The following is an 18,244-nucleotide window of genomic DNA, read 5'->3' on the forward strand; positions in this document are numbered from 1 at the left end:
TCAGTACCACCCGCGTCAGTGGGTGGCCAGCCGGCTTCCAATCCCACCTACTCACGCAGGTGGTACTGACAAGTTCTTTATTTTCAACACCGACTTGGCCCAACACAAAATCCGGTAGAAGCAGAGATGATCTATGACAAGGTGACTAAATATCATCTTGTCACCCTGTCACCCTGTCACCTTGTCACCTTGTCACCCTGTCACCTTGTCACCTTGTCATAGATCACTGGGTCACTTTGTCACCTTGTCATAGGTCACTGGGTCACCTTGTCACCTTGTCACCCTGTCATTTGTCACTATTTCACGCGTTCCAGCGCGGTTTTGAAATATTCATCCTGCCCGTTCGAAATCTGGTCGCCTTTCTCATACACCGCTCGCGCTTTTTCCGCTTTCCCATCCTTTTCATAAACATAGCCCAATTCCTTGAGCACATTGGTGTTGTCGGGCAGCAGTTCGCTGGCTCGAATCAGCACCGGTGCGGCTTTGGAAAACTGGTCGCTTCGCGACAAGGCAATGCCGAAGTTGAATTGAATCAAACCATTATCGGGAGACGCCGTGGCCGCTTTTTCAAGTTCTGGCGCCGCTTTGGCAAATTGTCGGGTGAGCAAATAAAACTGTCCCATCAGTGCCGCGCTATCAGCCGAGGCATCCAGCGATTTCAGGCTTTGCAGCGCGGTTTGGGTTTTGGTGAGTTGGGTTTTATCTTCGGGGTTTGCGGCCAGCCGCTGTAAATGAATACTGGTCAATAGTTTCCAGGAAGCCAGGTCTTTAGGATTAAGTGTTACGGCCTGTGATAGGCTAGCCATGGCTTCAGGCTCGTGTTTGAGCTGAAAGTGCGTGGCACCGAGCAGGTAATGGCTGGTGGCATCGTTGGGTTTTTGAGAAACGGCGTAGGTCAGTTCCGGAATGGCTTCGTCAAACTTACCGGCATAAAACAACGCCCGGCTGAGGGCAATCCGGGCGGCGGAATCCTCGCGTTTTTCCTGCTCCAGCGAAAGTTCATTCGCCCGCCGGAGCGAAACCACCGCTGGCTCGTACTGCTGTAACTGCAACTGACACAATCCGGCCAGACGATAGGCCGCGCCGTAGTTTGGATATCGTTCGGCGACAAACTGCAATTCGGTCAGCGCCGCCGCATACTGGTTTTGTTGATACAGGGAAATGCCTTTTTGCATTCGCGCCTGGGCTTCTTCGCTGTTTTGAATGTCCTGGGCCGGAACCGACAATGTCGGCAACATCACCGGAACGCTCAGTCCCGCGCTGCCAATCAAGGCCCAGAGAACCGCTGTGTGGATCGTTCGCATGTACAAAATGTCTCCTCAACTTATTAAAAGCGAAATAGTGAAGTAGCGAAATAGCGAAGTAGTTTAAGATAAAGAGTTTAGGGGTTGACAGAAACCAATCTAATCCGTGACGCTGGGCTACTTCGCTACTTCGCTACTTCGCTACTTCGCTACTTCGCTGGATTTCCTCCAAATACTCACCATATTCATATTTGAGTAAACTATTGAGCTGAAATGCTTTTTCAAGATTCTCAATTGCCTGTTTGATTGCTCTGGCGTGGGTTCCGGCTGAACGGGTCGCTTTTGCCTGTAACCAATAGAATACGCCTTTGCGAGCAATGGCTTCAGAATTGGTTGGGTTGATCCGGAGTGCTCGATCAAGCTCTGTCAGCCCGGTTTGGATTGCCGGCACTGGGTTTTGGTTGTGCTGCAGTTGCCATTCGGCTTTCCAGCGATAGACTTCAGATCTTGAGAAATACAGGTAATCATCTTCGGCATTGAGTTTTTGGGCGACCTGGTAGGCAGCGATGGCTTTTTCAAAGTGGGATTCCGGCGACTGGTTGTTTTTCAAGGCCCAGCGGGCGGCAAGGGTTTCAGCTTCTGCCTCAAGAATGTATGGCGAAGGATTGGTTGGGTTGATTCCGATTGATTTCGCGACGGCTTTGTGGGTTTCAGCCAGGGAATCGGCTGGATCCTGGTTGTGCTTGAGCTGATATTCACTCATCAGATTGTAAGCCCCACCCAAATTGGTGTTGTCCGCCCCGGAGTTGGGGTTGATCCGGAGTGCCTCCTGAATTGACTCAAGGCACAGTTTCAACGAACTGGTTGGGTCCAGGCCAATCTGCATTTCAAAATCAGCCAGCGTGCTATAGGCATTCGAAAGGTTGGTAAAAGCTGGGGTATACGTTGGATCAATTTGAATCAGTTTACGGTAGGTTTCAATTCCTTTCCGGATATTCTGGCGGGGATCTTTCCCGTGCTCCATGTCATAATAACTCAAGGAGTTGTAAAGAATTCCAAGCTCATTGTAGGCACCAGTGTCGTTTGGTGTAACCTGCAGTGCCTGGTTTAGACTGGTAATTGACTGATCAAATGAAGCCTGTGGGTCAAGGCCGTGATACATCTCGTATTCGCCCCGAATTGAATAGGCGATGCCTAGATTGCGATACACACTGATCCGGCGGGTGCCCAACTGAATGGCCTTCTGGGCAAATGCAACGGACTGGTCCAATGCCTGACGGGGGTCTTCACCCTGGAGAAATTGCTGTTCCCCCATGCGCCAGTAACAGACCGCCTTGCGGTTAAAAATCACACCCGCCTCGGGGTGAATGACCAGCGCTTTGTCACAGACATCGAGCAGTTTGCGAAATGTTTCATTGGTGAGTGTCCCGCGGGCACCTTCGACCCCGACCACGCCAAACCAGCGCTGAATATCTCCCTCATAAACCGTGATATCGCTTTGGCCAATCCGACTGGCTGCCTGATATGCCTGACCAGCGCGGGTAAATTCGTCCATGGCACCGGGATAGTCGCCCGTATCAGATTTCTCTTCCCCCTGGGCCACGGCCACATCGGCCTCCAGTTTTTTGGCTTCATAGAGCCAGGGCACCTGTTCAAAGGCCGACTGGGCCTTTTGTATCGCCAATGGATAATCTTTCGTGTAGAAGGCAATCAGCCCTTTGACATAATCGCCATGTCCGCGCTGGCGGGTGTCTTGCGTTTGGGAGTATTGCTTCAGGTGATTGAGGGCCGGGATGAGATACTGGTCTTCCAGTTCACGTTTCCGTCGTTCCCGCAGGGCCACGGTTGGGCTCCGTTCAGCTTCCTCCAGGTGCTTGCGATAGAGTTCGCCCATGACCAGACCCAGGGCGTAGGAAAATTCGCGCGACTCATAGCCGTTTTGCTGAGCCAGTTGGAAGTGTTCCCAGGCTTGATCATATTCGTTGAGTGCCAGATAGGCGCGTCCCAGGGCATAGTTTCCCGGGCCCTGGCTCACACTACCGGCTTCCTGCATTCGGTGCTGAAGTTGGGCGATTTGTTCGCGGACCAGCATCCGTTCGCGCCGTGTATCGTGAATGGGCATGAGATGGGCAAAGCGCAACAGGGCATCAATTTCTTTGGCTGATTCGCCAAATTCCTGCGATAACTGGGCCTGGACCGAGGCTTTCCAGCGTTCGCGCACCACCACCACCGCCATAAACACAAAAACCAGAAAGGCGAGGAGGGCAAACCCGACGGCCAGTTTGTTTTTGCGTGCTTTTTTGACGAACCGATACCAGCGTGATGCCTGTTGCGCCTGAATTGGGTCTCCGTCCAGATACGCCTGCAGGTCCTGGGCCAGGGCATGGGCTGAGTCATAGCGGCGATGAGGCGCTTTTTCAAGGCATTTCAGGGTGATGGTTTCAAGATCCACCGGAATTCCAGGCAGATGTTTGCGCAACGGGATGGGTTCGCGAGAGATGACCTGGAGCATCACGCCCATGGCCGTGGTGCCGTCAAATGGCGGTTGCCCTGAAAGCAGGTCATAAAGCGTGGCACCGAGACTGTAGACATCAGAGCGGCGGTCCACCTGTTTGATTTCACCTCGGGCCTGTTCTGGCGACATGTAAGAAGGTGTCCCCATAATAAACCCGGTTTGGGTCAGGCCGTCATTGGCGCCCATATCGCGGGCCAGCCCGAAATCCATCACAAAAGGGCGATAGCGGCCATCTTCAAGCTGTTCGACCATGATGTTGGCCGGTTTGATATCCCGATGAATGATTCCCTGACGATGAGCGGCTTGCAGCGCCTGAGCCACATCCCGAATCACCGTCACTTTCTGTTCAATGGTCATTTCCGCCTGGGCATCGCGCAGGGAAGGTCCATTGATAAATTGCATGGCGATAAAGGGATTTCCATCCACCTGGCCGACTTCATAGACTTTGCAGATATGTTCGTGGTCAATTTGAGCCTGGGCGCGGGCTTCCTGGGTAAAGCGCTGTACTTGCCGGGGGTCGCTGCCGCGGATGAATTTGAGTGCCACCACGCGGTTCAATCGTCGGTCACGGGCTTTGTAGACCACACCCATTCCGCCGTGGCCGAGCAGTTGCAGAAATTCATAATGCTCCAGTTTTTCGACCGGGAACCCGTCGGTGTTGATTGGCAACAACCGATGTGAGCCAGACAGGGGGATAGTTTCGGCATGGGCCAGATGGTTGTCTGCGGAGTTGCCCAGGGTGGGATTATTGGTTTCGGCTTCAATGGCCAGTGATTCAACCGTTGCCTGATTGAGGCGTCCTTCACGAACCAGATAATCAATGCGCTCACTCCAAACCGGAAGTCCCTCAAAAGTGATGGCGTGGCCGATGGAATCTTCCAGTGCGCGCAGATCTCCCTGACTAATCAACCCTTTGGCAACTGCATGTTGTAGAATCCATTCTTCTTGCTCTTTGTGCAGCATGGCGACCTGCCTGTGTGAGTCGTGGTCAGAGTGTCCCCAGTTCTGGACAAAAGATCATCATTTCTTTAATCTTGCAGGAGTTCCGCAAGAAGTTCCATGATTTTTTCATTGACGACAAATATCTTTAAATAAATAACTTAAATCAATATTGATCCTGAGGGCAATGTCTCTTATAAAGTCGCATTTCAACCAATGATCAACGGTGGAAGGAAGTCTCCATGACGCAGAATCACTATTTCCCAGATGTCCAACCGTCAGCTCCAGAACAACGCTTGAGCCGGGATATCCCGTTGACCGAGGCTGACATCAAGAGTTTTGAGCGATTTTACCAGGATTTTCTGGGGAAGCGGCCAGAAGATCGAATGGCTTTTCTCAAGGCTCTTTCGATCTACCGGCGAGGTGACTTGCGTGAATATGTCCATGATGCCGTAGTCTTTCATAACCGATTTAAACAATTGATGCCAAGCATTAAACAGCGGGATTTATTGTTGAGCTTCCCGACCGTGACCCGCAATGTTCACAATTTGATCTTTGATTTCTCGGAAAGTTACGGAGGGATCACTGGCCAAACCAATGTTTCGATGGCCAAAACCCAGGTAACTGAGCATTTGGATGCCACTGAGATGTTCCGATTGGATCTGGATAAGGCGCTGGAGACCATGCCCTCGGTGTTGCCCGATGATCAGGCCCTGATGGCTGGTTTTATCGGGAAACTCAAACAGGGACTTCCCGCCACCGAAACCTTCCGCTTTTTGATTGTGATTTTAGCTGATCATGCCTTCCTTGGGGTCATTCCAGGGTATGAACGGGGAAGTACCCTTGTCGTCGGAAAAATTCGTGAGTTTCTTGAACGCACCTTTGGCGCCCGGATGGAAGACCATATTGTTGAGTTCTTTGTGGTGGGCGGCGGCTACTTACGAGGCGATGGCGATGCGGTGGTGCTTGGCGGCCACAATTCAATTTTTGACCCACAATTTGCCGAGCCCACCAACCCTGTGGTTCAGGACTTTCATCACCGGTTTCTGGATATGAAGTTCCATCTGGCCCAGCAAATCCTGACCACTGAGTTTCCGGGGCTGAAAGTCCGATTCCAGCTTTAAGTCCTTGGAGTGCGGTGGCTTGACACCGCTTTCAAATTCCCAAAGCGGTGTCAAGCCACCGCACTCCACAAATTCCACACTCATTTCTTGTGACGCCTCGATCAATTCAACGCTATCTGCCAGGGTTTTATATTGTGTTTGGCCTGGGGTACATCGGCTACTGGATGATGGTGTACCCAAAATCTCCATTATTGTTTCTGGTGCTTGCTTTGCTTCTGACCTTGATGGGGGTGTGGCGGTTGCTCCGAACCCGACGTCCGGTGGGTGTCAAACCTGAATCAATCCACGTGGTGGTTGGTGACGAGGATGAATGAGCAACAGCAAGTAGCGAATTAGTCAGTACCACCTGCGTGAGCGGGTGGGCAGGAAGCACGTAAATCTCTATGTCAATCAATTCTTTACCACTCAACCTGGCTGAATGTCTCGATACCCTGGTCACCAATGTTGGTGACGGCAGTCTGGTGGATGCCAGCGGAGAGCAAAAAATTTGGCTTACCCGGGCGTTCTGGCAGGCGCTCCAGGCGAGTACTATCCAGTCTCTGGCCGGAGATCACGGAAAATCGGTGCTCTATACCATTGGGCGCTACTGGGGGGAGCGCTCCTTCCCGGCACTGCAGCAGCAATTCATGGGTGAGTCAACCGGCGCGGGGAAAGGCGATCCTAAGGGAAAAAGGGCGTTGATCAAAGCCTGTGATGCGCTGTGGAGTGAGGGGGGCTGGGGACATTGTGATCTGGTGTACGTGTATGGACTGACACTGGTGACCTTTTATCATTCACCGGTGGCATTAAGTTTGGAACCAACACCGGAGCCGGTTGACTGGGTGATTGCCGGAATGCTGGCCGGGGTGTTTTCGGTTTTTGAAGGGATTCGACTGGAGGCAATTGAACTGTATTGCCGGGCCAGCGGCGCCGAATATTGCCAGTTTGTCATTGGTTCAGAAGAGACCACGGCCAGGGTGCGCAAACTGCTGGTTCCGGGTATTTCCCCATCAAACCTGCTCCAACGTCTTCGCGAAGATCATCAGCCGTTGTCTGGCCATAATCAGGAGGAGACCAACCTGTGATTGCTGATTTGCCAACCCTTAATTTTGAACCCCGAGCCTGGCGTGAATGGATAACCCTGGACCCAGAAACCGATGGGATGACTTCAATCAACGGCGACCCGCTCGCAATAGCCGGTTCAGACTTCATGCTGGCCTTGCTCCAGGCATCTGAAACCCTGGGGGACCAGGTGCCGGGCGGTTGGCTCTATGAAGTCGGGGTTGATTGGGGACAGCGGCACTGCCTTGAGCTTGAACGAGTGGTACAGGTTGATCGAGGTCATCCCGTCCAGGTTTCAGCCATGGCGCTGCCGATTTTTATCTCAAGGCTGAACCAATCGCTGGCGGAACTTGGGTTGGGGAAAGTCGAAGTAATTGAAGAGCAAGGACATGCCTTTGTAGTCGTCCAATCTTCTCCAGTGGCGGTGGCGGTCAAAGAGGCGCACCACCCCATCTGCCACCTGTATGCTGGATTTCTGGCCGGAGTGTTTGGACAGGCAGCCCAGATAGACCTCGCCTGTATTGAAATTGGTTGCCAGGCCGTCGGGGAAGGTCAATGCCGGTTTTTCATTGGAAGTCAAATTAAGATTGATCTGGTGGCATCCTGGTTGAAATCAGGGAAGACCATGGTGGAGATTCGCTATCATCTGGGCGAACAACTCGGTGCGACAGCTCAATAACCGGCTGCGAGCCTGGCAGGACAGGGGGCTGATTTGATCATTCATTTCGGGAGAATTCACAGAAATGTCCACCAAGATCTATCGGGAAACTCAAGAAGCTGCCCAGTTGCTGGAGACATTGCGCGGTCGTCGGACCCCAGCGATCCAACCGGCTACTCGTGAAGAACTGGAACTGGTGATTGAACAGTTACGGCGTCCTTCCCGGTCGCCGCGTACCACCATGGTGGTCTCACCTGTGTCACCTGGAACAGGCGAAACTGAAGAGCCAACCGGCCCGGCCACCACCACCGTAACCCTTGAACCCCAGTCTGATTGTCTCACTGAATCCGCGACTGATGCTTCCCCAGATACAGGATCCGTTGCCCCGCCATCATTGACCCCGCCGACAGCAACCGTCATACGCCAGATTGAATCGGTGGCTGATTTCTTTCGTCGGATGGTTCTGAGTTCAAAAGCATCGGGCTGAAAAATCCTCGGGCTCAGGGCTGAAGAAATTGGGCTGAAGAATTGGTTTGGTTTCATCCCTCATCCTTCACCCTCATCCCTTCCTTTGCTCCGAGCTTGCGAGACTTCAGCCCCAAGCCCTGAGCCCTGGTTTTTTCAGTCCAATATCTTCAGGAACGACCTATGCCAAAAACAATTGCCGTGGTGAGTATAAAAGGTGGCGTTGGAAAAACCACGACCTGCATCAACTTAGCTGCATACACCGCGGCGATGGGGGTAAAGGTTTTGCTCCTTGATCTGGATCCACAAAATGGCTGTCTGTATGGAATGGGATTGGAAGTTCGTCCAGGGCACAGTTTGAAGGACGCTATCCTGAATCAGGTTTCTCCGGAAAAAACACTGACGTCCACCAATCGCCCGGAACTCAATGTTCTGTTGAATGGATTTTTTGAGACGGGCGAGGAACTTGAAGCCTTTCAGGCGGCCTTTGAGAAGGATGCCCACTTGCTGGATACCTTATTGACGACCTTGACCAGAGAGGGAGACTTTACTCCGGATTTGATTCTAATTGACTGTCCCGCCGGAGTGAGCGCCCTCACCATCAATGCCCTGGTAACATCGGATTCGGTCATTCTCCCCATGCAATGCGAGCCATTGAGTTTGCGGACATTGCCGCAGATGCTTCGTTCGGTGGCTTCAGTCAAATCCAGGTACAATCCGCGACTGGTGGTCGAGGGAGTCCTGACCACGATGTTTGATCCACGTCAGGAAGCGAAATTCGGAGTTGCCCAGCAGGTGTGGACTGATTTTCCCGAAGACATGGTTTTTGAAACCGTCATTCCCCGTCACGATCAACTGGTCGAGTCGTTTGCGATTGGGGCGCCGGCCATTGATATTTCAGCCCGTTCGGTTGGATCACAGGCATATATCCAGCTTGGGCGGGAATTGATCATGCGCTTGCCGGAAGAACAGGGCTGAAGAAAGTGGGATGAAGAACTGGTTTTATTTCATCCCTCATCCTTCATCCCTCATCCCTTCAATTGCTCCGAGCTTGCGAGTCTTTAGCCCGACTTCTTCAGCCCGAAGTCTTCCGCCCCAACTATGTCAGAAACTCTTGCCAAGTTTGCCACTCAGGCCGCAAGATACCAGCTACGTCCAGTTTTCCCCGCACAATTGTTTTATCGCAGTTTTTTGATCCGCAGGGAGCCCGGCATTCGCGAGGAATTTGTGCCAGTCCAGAATCAACGAGTGCTGAAACGTTCACATCAGATCATGCGATAGGGCCAGGGAAATGCAGCAACACGATAGAAGTAATTGTTATGACAGAAAGTACGAAACGACAAAAGCAATCCAGGATGGACGCGCCGACAGGACAGGGTGACCCAGAACCCAGTTCTGAGAGTGGGACCGTTCCAGCGAAAAAAACTGAGGGGGCGGAAGCTTCATCTGAAGATGTTCCGGCTCCGACAACCAGCGAACTCTGGGGTGACACGACAACTCCAATTCCTCAACTCCCACCCCGCCGCAGAGAAGCCGCCGGTGACCCACGCCTCGGGGTTGAAGAGGTGTACGAGCCGCTCGTTGATCTTTTTGACGAGGGCGAGTACATCCTCTTGATCGCGGAAATCCCCGGCGTGAGTTTGGAACAGGTTTCAATTAAACAATTTGAAGATATTTTATTGCTTTCCGCCAAAGCCAGTGATCGCAAATATCGCCAGGAGATTGTTCTTCCGACCCCGATCAATTTAGCCGAACGCGACATCAGCCTGCACCATGGAGTGTTGCAAGTGAAGCTTCCGAAAAAACGGTAATTCAGGATGACAAGATGACAGACTGACACGGTGGCAAGGTGATCTGAGTTCATTTCCTATCTTTCATCCCTCATCCCTTCCGAAACCCCTGAACCTGTTGATTTGACATCCTTTCTGGCTGATGAAGTACATCAGCCAGTTCCTAAAAACAGCCACACTATCAAAAAACTGAACCTTCTCTTCAAAAACAGATGGTTCAGGCCCAATTCCCAGACCCAATTCCTTTCCAAATGATGGTATATTGAGCGGCACTTACCATCTGGATCAGTCCATAATCTTGATTGTTACGGTGATTGAAAGCGCAGACTGGCGCGGTCCTGGTTGACCAGCTTGCGTCAGTGTGCGGTGCGCGTGGGATGTTTTTATGTCCACTGAACCAAACCTGGAAATCCTGACGCTTGAATTACGTGCCGCCGAAGCTCTTTCTCGGGATGTAGGTCGAGGAATAGCCCGTTTGGATCCAGCAGATATGGACCTTTTGGGCGCTGTAACCGGCGATATTCTTGAGATTTTCGGGAAACGGCGAACGGTTGCCAAAGTGATGCCGGCCTTTAAAGAACACCGTGGGCAACAGGTGCTGCAGATTGATGGCATTATCCGTGACAATGCCGGCATTTCGCTCAATGATAAAGTGATTGTCCAGGTTACTCATCCACAGTTGGCAACTTTTGTACAGTTGACACCGGTTTCAACGGCGCCCCGCCGACAGGCGTATAACAGCTACATTGGAAAATTGATTGATGGCCTGGCCGTGATTGAAGGAGATCGGATCCGGGCCACGATGTTTGGCGCCCGGTTTCAGGAATTTAAAGTGAATCGAACCGAGCCAAAAGGGGTGGTTTTGATCCATCCGGCAACCGGATTTTCACTGACGGATCCCAAGTTTCAGGTGGCTGGAACCGTCGAAAAACAAGCGAAAATCGCGTATGAAGACATTGGCGGATTACGTCGTGAAGTCGAGCGGTTGCGGGAACTCATTGAGTTTCCGCTCCGGCATCCAGTGATTTTTGAACGGCTGGGAATTGAACCACTTCGCGGATTGCTGCTCAGTGGTCCTCCTGGGGTTGGGAAAACACTGATTGCCCGGGTGATTGCCCAGGAAACCAATGCCCATTTTATTTCAATCAACGGCCCGGAACTGATTCACAAATTTTATGGCGAATCTGATGTCAGGCTCCGGCAGGTTTTTGAAGAAGCCACCCGGAATCAGCCGGCCATCATTTTTATTGATGAAATTGATGCCGTTGCCCCCAAGCGGGAACTCATTTACAGCGAAATTGAAAAACGAGTCATCGGCCAGCTCATGACGTTGATGGATGGGCTTCGGGATCGAGGGCAGATTATCGTGATTGGGGCCACCAATGTGCCCCATACGATTAACCCGGCTTTGCGCCGACCTGGACGGTTTGACCGCGAAATTCGACTTGGGATTCCCAATGTTTCGGGTCGCAAGGAAATTCTTGAAATACATTCGCGCGGAATGCCACTGAGTTCAGAGGTCAATCTCAACGAACTGGCCAGTATGACCCGTGGGTTTGTCGGCGCCGATTTGCACAGTTTATGTCGCGAAGCGGCCATGTCGGCACTCAGGCGTACCATTCTGGCCGTTCCAGATATGGACCCCGGACTCATTGAAGAACAACTGGCCCGAATTCGGGTCCTGATGGAAGATTTTCACCAGGCGATGAAACTGGTTGAGCCTTCAGGTTTGCGGGGCATTGTGGTTGAGGCGCCGGAAGTGAACTGGGCCCAGGTCGGAGGACTCGATCAGGTTCGCTCGGAACTCACGCGGGCGGTTTTGTTTCCACTCCTGCACGCTGAAGCCTTCAACCGACTTGGCGTGCGTCCAACGCGGGGTGTGTTGCTGACCGGACCTCCAGGGAGTGGGAAAACACTGGTGGCGCGAGCCTTAGCCCATGAAGGTGGTACCAATTTTATTTCGGTGCGGAGTTCTGAGTTGATTGTGCGGTATACAACCGAATCAGAGCGCGTGATTGAGGATATTTTCCGTCAGGCTCGTCAGGCTGTCCCATGCATTGTCTTCATTGATGAAATTGATCTCTTGATGCCTGGCCCTAATGGGTATCGTTCGTCCGATACGGCGATTCAGGAACGGATTCTGGCCCAGCTTTTGACCGAACTGGATGGGATTGAAGAACTGAGCGGAATTATTGTCATTGCCGCAACCAACCGACTTGACCGGATTGATATCGCACTTCGCCGGCCTGGACGATTTGACGTGGTGCAGCAAATTCCACTCCCTGATGTTGATGGACTCAAAGCAATTCTTGAAGTGTATCTCGAAGGACGTCCACTCAATGTTGATGTTGATATCAGTGCACTGGCTCATCAGGCCCAGGGAATGACTGGTGCTGATATCGAAGCCGCCTGCCGGTTGGCCGCCACCCAAACCATTGAACAGGCAACTTCCTTTGAAAATTTTCCCAATAGTGTTACCCCACTTTGTTTTACGCACCCAATTCTGAGTGAAGCTATTGAGTCGGTGCGCCGGATGCGGTACAACAAGCAAACTTTTTTTGATCCTTCATCCGGAACTGGCTCGCCATAACTTGAATGATTCCGACACTTCTCAATAATCGCTACCAAGTCGTTCAATCCCTCAGCGGTGGTGGGTACAGCCACACGTTTTTGGCGGAAGATACCCATTTGCCGTCAAATCGCCGATGTGTCATCAAGCAACTCAAGCCCCTCTCCACTGATCCGGATACCTACCGCATTATTCAGGAACGCTTTCAACGGGAAGCGGCTGTCCTGGAGGCATTGGGCAAACAAAACGACCAGATTCCTGAACTGTATGCCTCGTTTACTGAAAACGGGCAGTTTTATATGGTTGAGGAATGGGTTGAAGGCAAAACCTTGACCCAAATTGTCCGCGAACGGGGCGCCTTTAGCGAAAATGAAGTTCGCGACCTGCTGGTCCACTTGCTGCCGGTTTTAGATTTCATTCATACCCAGCGGATTATCCACCGCGATATCAAGCCCGATAACATCATCATCCGCAATCGCGACGGCAAACCAGTCTTGATTGATTTCGGAGTCGTCAAAGAAGTCATTGACGTGGACGCGCTTGGAAACCCAACCAGTACCATCATGATTGGAACAAAAGGGTTTATGCCGCTCGAACAGGCGGCGGGAAAGCCGGTGTACGCCAGCGATATCTATGGCCTGGGCATGACGTCAATTTGTTTGCTTACCGCCCGAACTCCACAACATTTGACCGATCCTGAAACCGGCGAAATGGTCTGGTATCGCTACGCACCACATTTGACGCCGACCTTTGCGCATATCCTCAAGCGATCAACCGAACAACTTCCCCGTGACCGGTTTTCCTCAGCGCGTGAAATGCTCGAAGCCCTGACGCATGGGACAGGTTCTTCTCCGATGCGCACCACGGCGTCGCATGCGGCATTTGATCCCAAAACCTTGCCCACTACGGTGACCAATTCCAACATGGCCAGCTTTCCGTTCGTGACCGTCACGGTTGATCAGAATGCGGTCATCACCCGGTTGCCTGAGACGCACGGCAGTGTGTTTCAAGAAGAAATTGTTGATGGACTCGATATTGAACTGGTGGCAATCGCGGGAAACACCTTTTTGATGGGAACTGACGACTTCGGCATCGAGCGGGTGACCCAGGAATATGAACGCTATGGCATCAAATCCCCTGGAGTCGTGAAACAGCTTCGGAGCGAAACCCCGCAGCATTTTGTAACCGTGGCCCCGTTTATGATGAGCCGATATCAAATTACCCAGGCTCAATGGCGCATGGTGGCCAGTTTCCCACGAGTCAATATTGATTTGAATCCCGATCCTTCATTTTTTAAGGGCGATGACCGTCCGGTGGAACAGGTGTCGTGGGAAGACGCCGTCGAATTTTGTGTTCGATTGGGCCGTCGAACTGGACGCAGCTACCGGTTACCCAGCGAAGCGGAATGGGAATATGCCTGTCGTGCCGGTACCACCTCGCCCTTTGCCTTTGGAGAAACCATCACCACCGATCTGGTGAATTATGATGGGAATTTTCCATATGGGAATGCTCCCAAAGGACTGGAGCGCCGCCAGACGATCTTTGTCGGAAGCCTGGGGTTTGCCAATGCTTTTGGGCTTTCAGATATGCATGGCAATGTGTGGGAGTGGTGTCTGGATGTCTGGCATTTTAACTACATTCGGGCACCTGAGGATGGCGCTGCCTGGACAACCGGCGGGGATCCACAATATCGAGTGGTCCGGGGTGGTTCGTGGAACAGCTTCGGGTATTTGTGCCGATCTGGTCTGCGGTTCCGCAACAGCCCGGTTAACCGCTACAACAACCTCGGCTTTCGGATTGTGCTTGATTTTGGACAGATTCCGACCCGATGGTGACTTTTTGAGCGAGTAGCGAACAAAAAGCGAGTAGCAAGTAGTCAAACCTAATACTTCTCATTCGCAAAGTTTCTCTATGTCTTACTTTTTCTAGTGGTAACGAATTTAATGCGTTTCAAAAGAGTTTTGAACACGATGGATTGACTACTCGCTACTTCGCTACTTCGCTCCTTCGCTCAGTATCCAATCTCAGCATTGAGTTGGTCGGTTACTGAATTGACCAGGTGCATGGTCTGGCCAATATTTCCATCGGCATCAAGCGAGACCATCAGGATATAGCCTTCATTGAGCAATTTCAGCACGCAGGCACCCGCCTCATAATTGAGAATCACCGTTGAGATATGACCAATTCCAAAGTCAGACGCAAAGCGCTGACAGGTGGTCATCGTGATGCCCTGGTAGGCAGCCAATAAATCCAGGTTGGTGACCTTGCGTTGAGCGCATTGATAGACAATTTCTCCGTCTTGCGCCAGAAAAACAACCCCCCTTGCCCCATGTACCTTGTCCAGAATTCCATCCAGTAGTTTATCAAAAGTCATATGTGCTCTCAGGGTGAAGCAAACGTGTGTTGCGGAATGTGAAGTGTGAGATGAACCGGGGCGATGGAAACCAGCTTGATGAACCGTGAAATGAGAGATGGTCTAAATAGCATAAGCGCAGTACAGATGCAAAGCATCACGAACGAACCCAGGACGACGAAAAAAAACTCACCGGGTCCTTTTCGTTTTCGAACGCTCGTGCTATGTTCTCGCTTTTCCAGCAGTCCTCCCTGTTTTACCTGTGCCTGACAACCTTTCTCTCGGCGTGATTTTTTCATAAAAACCCCGATGGAACGGGAGATTTTCTCCTTTTTTGCCGCACTGCAGGTGATGGATTGAGGCTGCGAATCGTGAGTTTTAGCGCAAGAGGGCTTGACAATTGAAGGTATTTTTTCAATATAAGTGTTGAAAAAAGATCTGGGACAGAAAAGCCCACAATCTTTAACCCTGATGCCCACTTCTGCCCCACACCTTGCATTTTCTTAGCGACGTCACCACGTCGAAGACGCACAACACAGGACAGAGGCGCCAGTTTGCTCAAGTTGCTTGATAGCGTTGACGGGCAACTTCGGCCAACCCCTCAGGACTGACTCTATTTTTGACTTTGAGGTGAAATTTTTATGGCCAGTATTGCAGACAAGTACACCGATAATGCCACTGGAATGTACTATGTTGATAACCAATGCATCGACTGCGACGTGTGCCGTGACACGGCACCCAGCAATTTTACCCGCAACGACGACGGCGGATATTCCTACGTTTACAAGCAACCTGACACGGATGAAGAATTCGAACAGTGCAAGGAAGCCATGGAAGCCTGTCCCGTCGAAGCGATTGGCGATGATGGTGAGCAGTAACTCCCTGCCTGGCAACTGGCGCTGATTTCTCAAGCACCACAGTCCCAGCACAAGTTCTCAAAAATTGATGGTGAAACGCCCAAGACCCGAACCTCCCTTCAGTTGGATCAGATGGTGGTTCGGGTTTTGTGTTTTGGGAAAAGCATCGAGCGGAAGACATCGGGCGGAAGACTCGAAGACTCGGGGCGGAAGACTCGAAGACTCGGGGCGGAAGACAAGGGGTTTAATGCCCTGAGCCCAATTTCTTCAGTCCGAAGTCTTCAGCCCGAAGTTTTCAGCCCGAAGTCTTCAGCCCGGTGTCTTCAGCCCCAAGATTGGCGGAAGCTTCTTCATAATTCACTGCTCATCATTCATACTGAGGGGTGAGTGGGTTCCCCCTCTCAATTCTTCGATAAGGATTTCAAGAAAAAAATGTGTGGAATCGTTGGATACGTTGGACAAAAGCAAGTGATTCCGGTGTTGCTTGACGGGTTGAAGCGGTTGGAATATCGCGGGTACGACTCAGCCGGAATTGCCGTGGTGGATAATGGCCAGCTCAATATTCGGAGGGCGTCAGGGAAGCTTCGAAATTTGGAAGAAGTCATCCGGCTCAATCCGCTGGATGGCACCTATGGGATCGGTCATACCCGGTGGGCCACCCATGGTCGGCCAACCGAGGAAAATGCGCATCCGCACTGTGACGCTTCGCGGCGGATTGTCGTCGTCCACAACGGGATTATTGAAAATTACCTGCCGCTCAAGCGGCGTCTCCAGGCGGAAGGCCACACCTTTGTCACTCAAACCGACACCGAAGTCGTGGCGCATCTGGTCGGCAAGTATCGCCGTGAGACTGAGTCACTGGAAGAAGCTGTCCGGATGGCGGTTCACGAGTTGACCGGGATTTTTGCGATTACGCTCCTGTCCGCCGATGAACCAGATAAAGTGGTCACCGCCCGGATGGGGCCGCCAGTTGTGGTTGGCTTAGGGAAAGACGAATATTTTGTCGCTTCGGACATTCCAGCCATTCTGTACCACACACGGGACGTGTTTTTCCTGGGCGATGGCGAAATGGCGGTTTTGACCAAATCAGGCGTGATGGTGAGCGATTTTGACGGCAACCTGGTGACGCCAACCATCCAGCGGATCACCTGGGATCCGATCATGGCGGAAAAGGGCGGCTTTAAGCACTTTATGCTCAAGGAAATCTATGAGCAGCCGCGGGCCGTGCGGGAAACACTGGCGGGTCGGACTTCACTGGATGATGGCCGGATTTATCTGGATGAAATGGATGTGCGGCCTGATGAATGGCGGCGGTTTACCAACATCAAAATTGCGGCCTGCGGTACAAGCTGGCACGCGGGGCTGGTTGGGAAGTACATCATCGAGGAAATTGCCCGTGTTCCGGTCGAGATTGATTACGCGAGCGAGTTTCGCTATCGCAATCCGATTGTGGATGAAAACACGCTGGTGATTGTGATTACCCAGTCGGGCGAAACGGCTGACACAATTGCGGCCCTGCGCGAAGTCAAACAGCGTGGCTGCCCGGTGATTGCCATTTGCAACGTACAGGGTTCGATGGCGACCCGCGAAGCCGGTGGCACAATTTTGACTCATGCCGGTCCGGAAATCGGTGTGGCTTCGACCAAAGCCTTTACTTCGCAAATCATTGCGCTGTATTTATTTGCGCTTTTTCTGGCCCAGCAGCGGCAGACGATTGACACTGAAACGTCGCTTCGTCATGTCGCGCAACTCAACGAACTTCCGGTCAAGATCGAGTTGTTGCTCAACCAGGACGACACGATTTCCGACCTGACCAAAGAACTCTTCCGTTCGACAGATTTTCTATACCTGGGCCGGGGCGTTCATTTCCCAATTGCGCTCGAAGGCGCATTGAAGCTCAAGGAAATCAGCTATATCCACGCGGAAGGCTTCCCGGCGGGCGAAATGAAACATGGTCCGAATGCCCTGATTGATGAGCGGCTGCCGGTGGTGTTTTTAGCCCCGGTCGAGCACGGCAACAAGGTGTCAGAACTGCGCTATGAAAAGACGCTGTCCAATATGGAAGAAGTCCGCGCCCGTGACGGTCAGGTGATCGCGATTGTGACCGAAGGCGACACCAAAGCCGCCGAAATCGCCGACCACGCGATTTTCATTCCGCCGACAAGCGACCTGCTCTCGGCAGTCCTGGCGATTGTGCCGTTGCAATTGCTGGCGTATCACATCGCGATTCGGCGCGGCTGTGACGTAGACCAACCCCGAAACCTCGCCAAGTCGGTCACGGTCGAATAGTTTCTGAAGTGGGACAATTTTCGAGCGGAAGCAATGAAAAGATTGAATTCAATGAAGTTGAGTTAGACCTTTTCTCTTGCTTCCGCTTAAGGTTTTTCTTGATAGCTGCTGTACTTCGCTCAACTTTCTTTGTAAATTTTGCTGTTTTGGAGCCTTTAAAGACTTAGATCAACAAAGCTTCATTTGAGAAGGAATTGTTATGAGTACCACAATTGAGCAAATTGATCGTTGGCGAAGTGTTGCTTCTGAGCATCAACGTCTAAATCGGTCCACATGGGATTGGAACAGTCAAAAACCGTTGGTTTATGCCGCTAACTGAGCAAGTCGTTTGACTTCGGCATCAACCTCTGGGGTAAAGTAAATTTCCGAGAGCTGGTACTTCCAGGGACCATTCACCTGA

The 18,244-nt window shown here is 51.9% G+C and carries 14 protein-coding genes; 11 read left to right on the forward strand and 3 right to left on the reverse strand.

The genetic code is table 11. From position 1 onward, the window contains the following. Positions 1-296: 296 nt before the first annotated feature. Positions 297-1,304, reverse strand: a complete 1,008-nt coding sequence (locus HY774_02295) for a tetratricopeptide repeat protein (protein MBI4747289.1) — start codon at positions 1,302-1,304, stop codon at positions 297-299. A 133-nt stretch (positions 1,305-1,437) separates the two neighbouring features. Beyond that, on the reverse strand, positions 1,438-4,722 hold the full coding sequence (locus HY774_02300; GenBank protein ID MBI4747290.1) for a protein kinase: 3,285 nt from the start codon (positions 4,720-4,722) through the stop codon (positions 1,438-1,440). Positions 4,723-4,940: 218 nt separating this feature from the next. On the opposite strand from HY774_02300, the gene HY774_02305 reads away from it, so the two are divergent. From HY774_02305 to HY774_02345, 9 genes are all read left to right on the forward strand, one after another. Then, positions 4,941-5,822, forward strand: a complete 882-nt coding sequence (locus tag HY774_02305) for a hypothetical protein (protein ID MBI4747291.1) — start codon at positions 4,941-4,943, stop codon at positions 5,820-5,822. Positions 5,823-5,911: 89 nt separating this feature from the next. Further along, positions 5,912-6,136 carry a hypothetical protein gene (locus HY774_02310; GenBank protein MBI4747292.1) on the forward strand — a complete coding sequence of 75 codons (225 nt, stop codon included), beginning with the start codon at positions 5,912-5,914 and terminating at the stop codon, positions 6,134-6,136. A 69-nt stretch (positions 6,137-6,205) separates the two neighbouring features. Further along, on the forward strand, positions 6,206-6,886 hold the full coding sequence (locus tag HY774_02315; protein MBI4747293.1) for a hypothetical protein: 681 nt from the start codon (positions 6,206-6,208) through the stop codon (positions 6,884-6,886). Then, complete coding sequence (locus HY774_02320; GenBank protein MBI4747294.1) at positions 6,883-7,542, forward strand: hypothetical protein; 660 nt, start codon at positions 6,883-6,885, stop codon at positions 7,540-7,542. The genes HY774_02315 and HY774_02320 overlap by 4 nt, the downstream gene beginning before the upstream one ends. 64 nt (positions 7,543-7,606) lie before the next feature. Beyond that, on the forward strand, positions 7,607-8,008 hold the full coding sequence (locus HY774_02325) for a hypothetical protein (protein ID MBI4747295.1): 402 nt from the start codon (positions 7,607-7,609) through the stop codon (positions 8,006-8,008). A 161-nt stretch (positions 8,009-8,169) separates the two neighbouring features. Then, positions 8,170-8,964 carry a ParA family protein gene (locus tag HY774_02330; protein ID MBI4747296.1) on the forward strand — a complete coding sequence of 265 codons (795 nt, stop codon included), beginning with the start codon at positions 8,170-8,172 and terminating at the stop codon, positions 8,962-8,964. A 341-nt stretch (positions 8,965-9,305) separates the two neighbouring features. After that, positions 9,306-9,797, forward strand: a complete 492-nt coding sequence (locus HY774_02335) for an Hsp20/alpha crystallin family protein (protein MBI4747297.1) — start codon at positions 9,306-9,308, stop codon at positions 9,795-9,797. Positions 9,798-10,161: 364 nt separating this feature from the next. After that, entirely contained in the window at positions 10,162-12,366 is a 2,205-nt protein-coding gene (locus HY774_02340; GenBank protein MBI4747298.1) for an AAA family ATPase, read from the forward strand. A gap of 5 nt (positions 12,367-12,371) precedes the next feature. After that, positions 12,372-14,180, forward strand: coding sequence for an SUMF1/EgtB/PvdO family nonheme iron enzyme (locus HY774_02345; GenBank protein MBI4747299.1), 1,809 nt, complete (start codon positions 12,372-12,374; stop codon positions 14,178-14,180). 176 nt (positions 14,181-14,356) lie between these two features. Here HY774_02345 and HY774_02350 read toward each other — a convergent pair whose 3' ends face one another. Continuing rightward, complete coding sequence (locus HY774_02350; protein MBI4747300.1) at positions 14,357-14,719, reverse strand: hypothetical protein; 363 nt, start codon at positions 14,717-14,719, stop codon at positions 14,357-14,359. Between the two features lie 620 nt (positions 14,720-15,339). Between HY774_02350 and HY774_02355 the strand changes: the two genes are divergently transcribed. Together HY774_02355 and glmS are read left to right on the forward strand one after the other, a co-directional pair. After that, the gene (locus tag HY774_02355) at positions 15,340-15,576 is read left to right on the forward strand and encodes a ferredoxin (GenBank protein ID MBI4747301.1); all 237 of its coding nucleotides are present in this window, start codon (positions 15,340-15,342) and stop codon (positions 15,574-15,576) included. A 411-nt stretch (positions 15,577-15,987) separates the two neighbouring features. Then, on the forward strand, positions 15,988-17,844 hold the full coding sequence (gene glmS, locus HY774_02360; GenBank protein MBI4747302.1) for a glutamine--fructose-6-phosphate transaminase (isomerizing): 1,857 nt from the start codon (positions 15,988-15,990) through the stop codon (positions 17,842-17,844). Positions 17,845-18,244: the final 400 nt, after the last annotated feature.

The organism is Acidobacteriota bacterium (assembly GCA_016208495.1).
Classification (GTDB): Bacteria; Acidobacteriota; Blastocatellia; order Chloracidobacteriales; family Chloracidobacteriaceae; genus JACQXX01.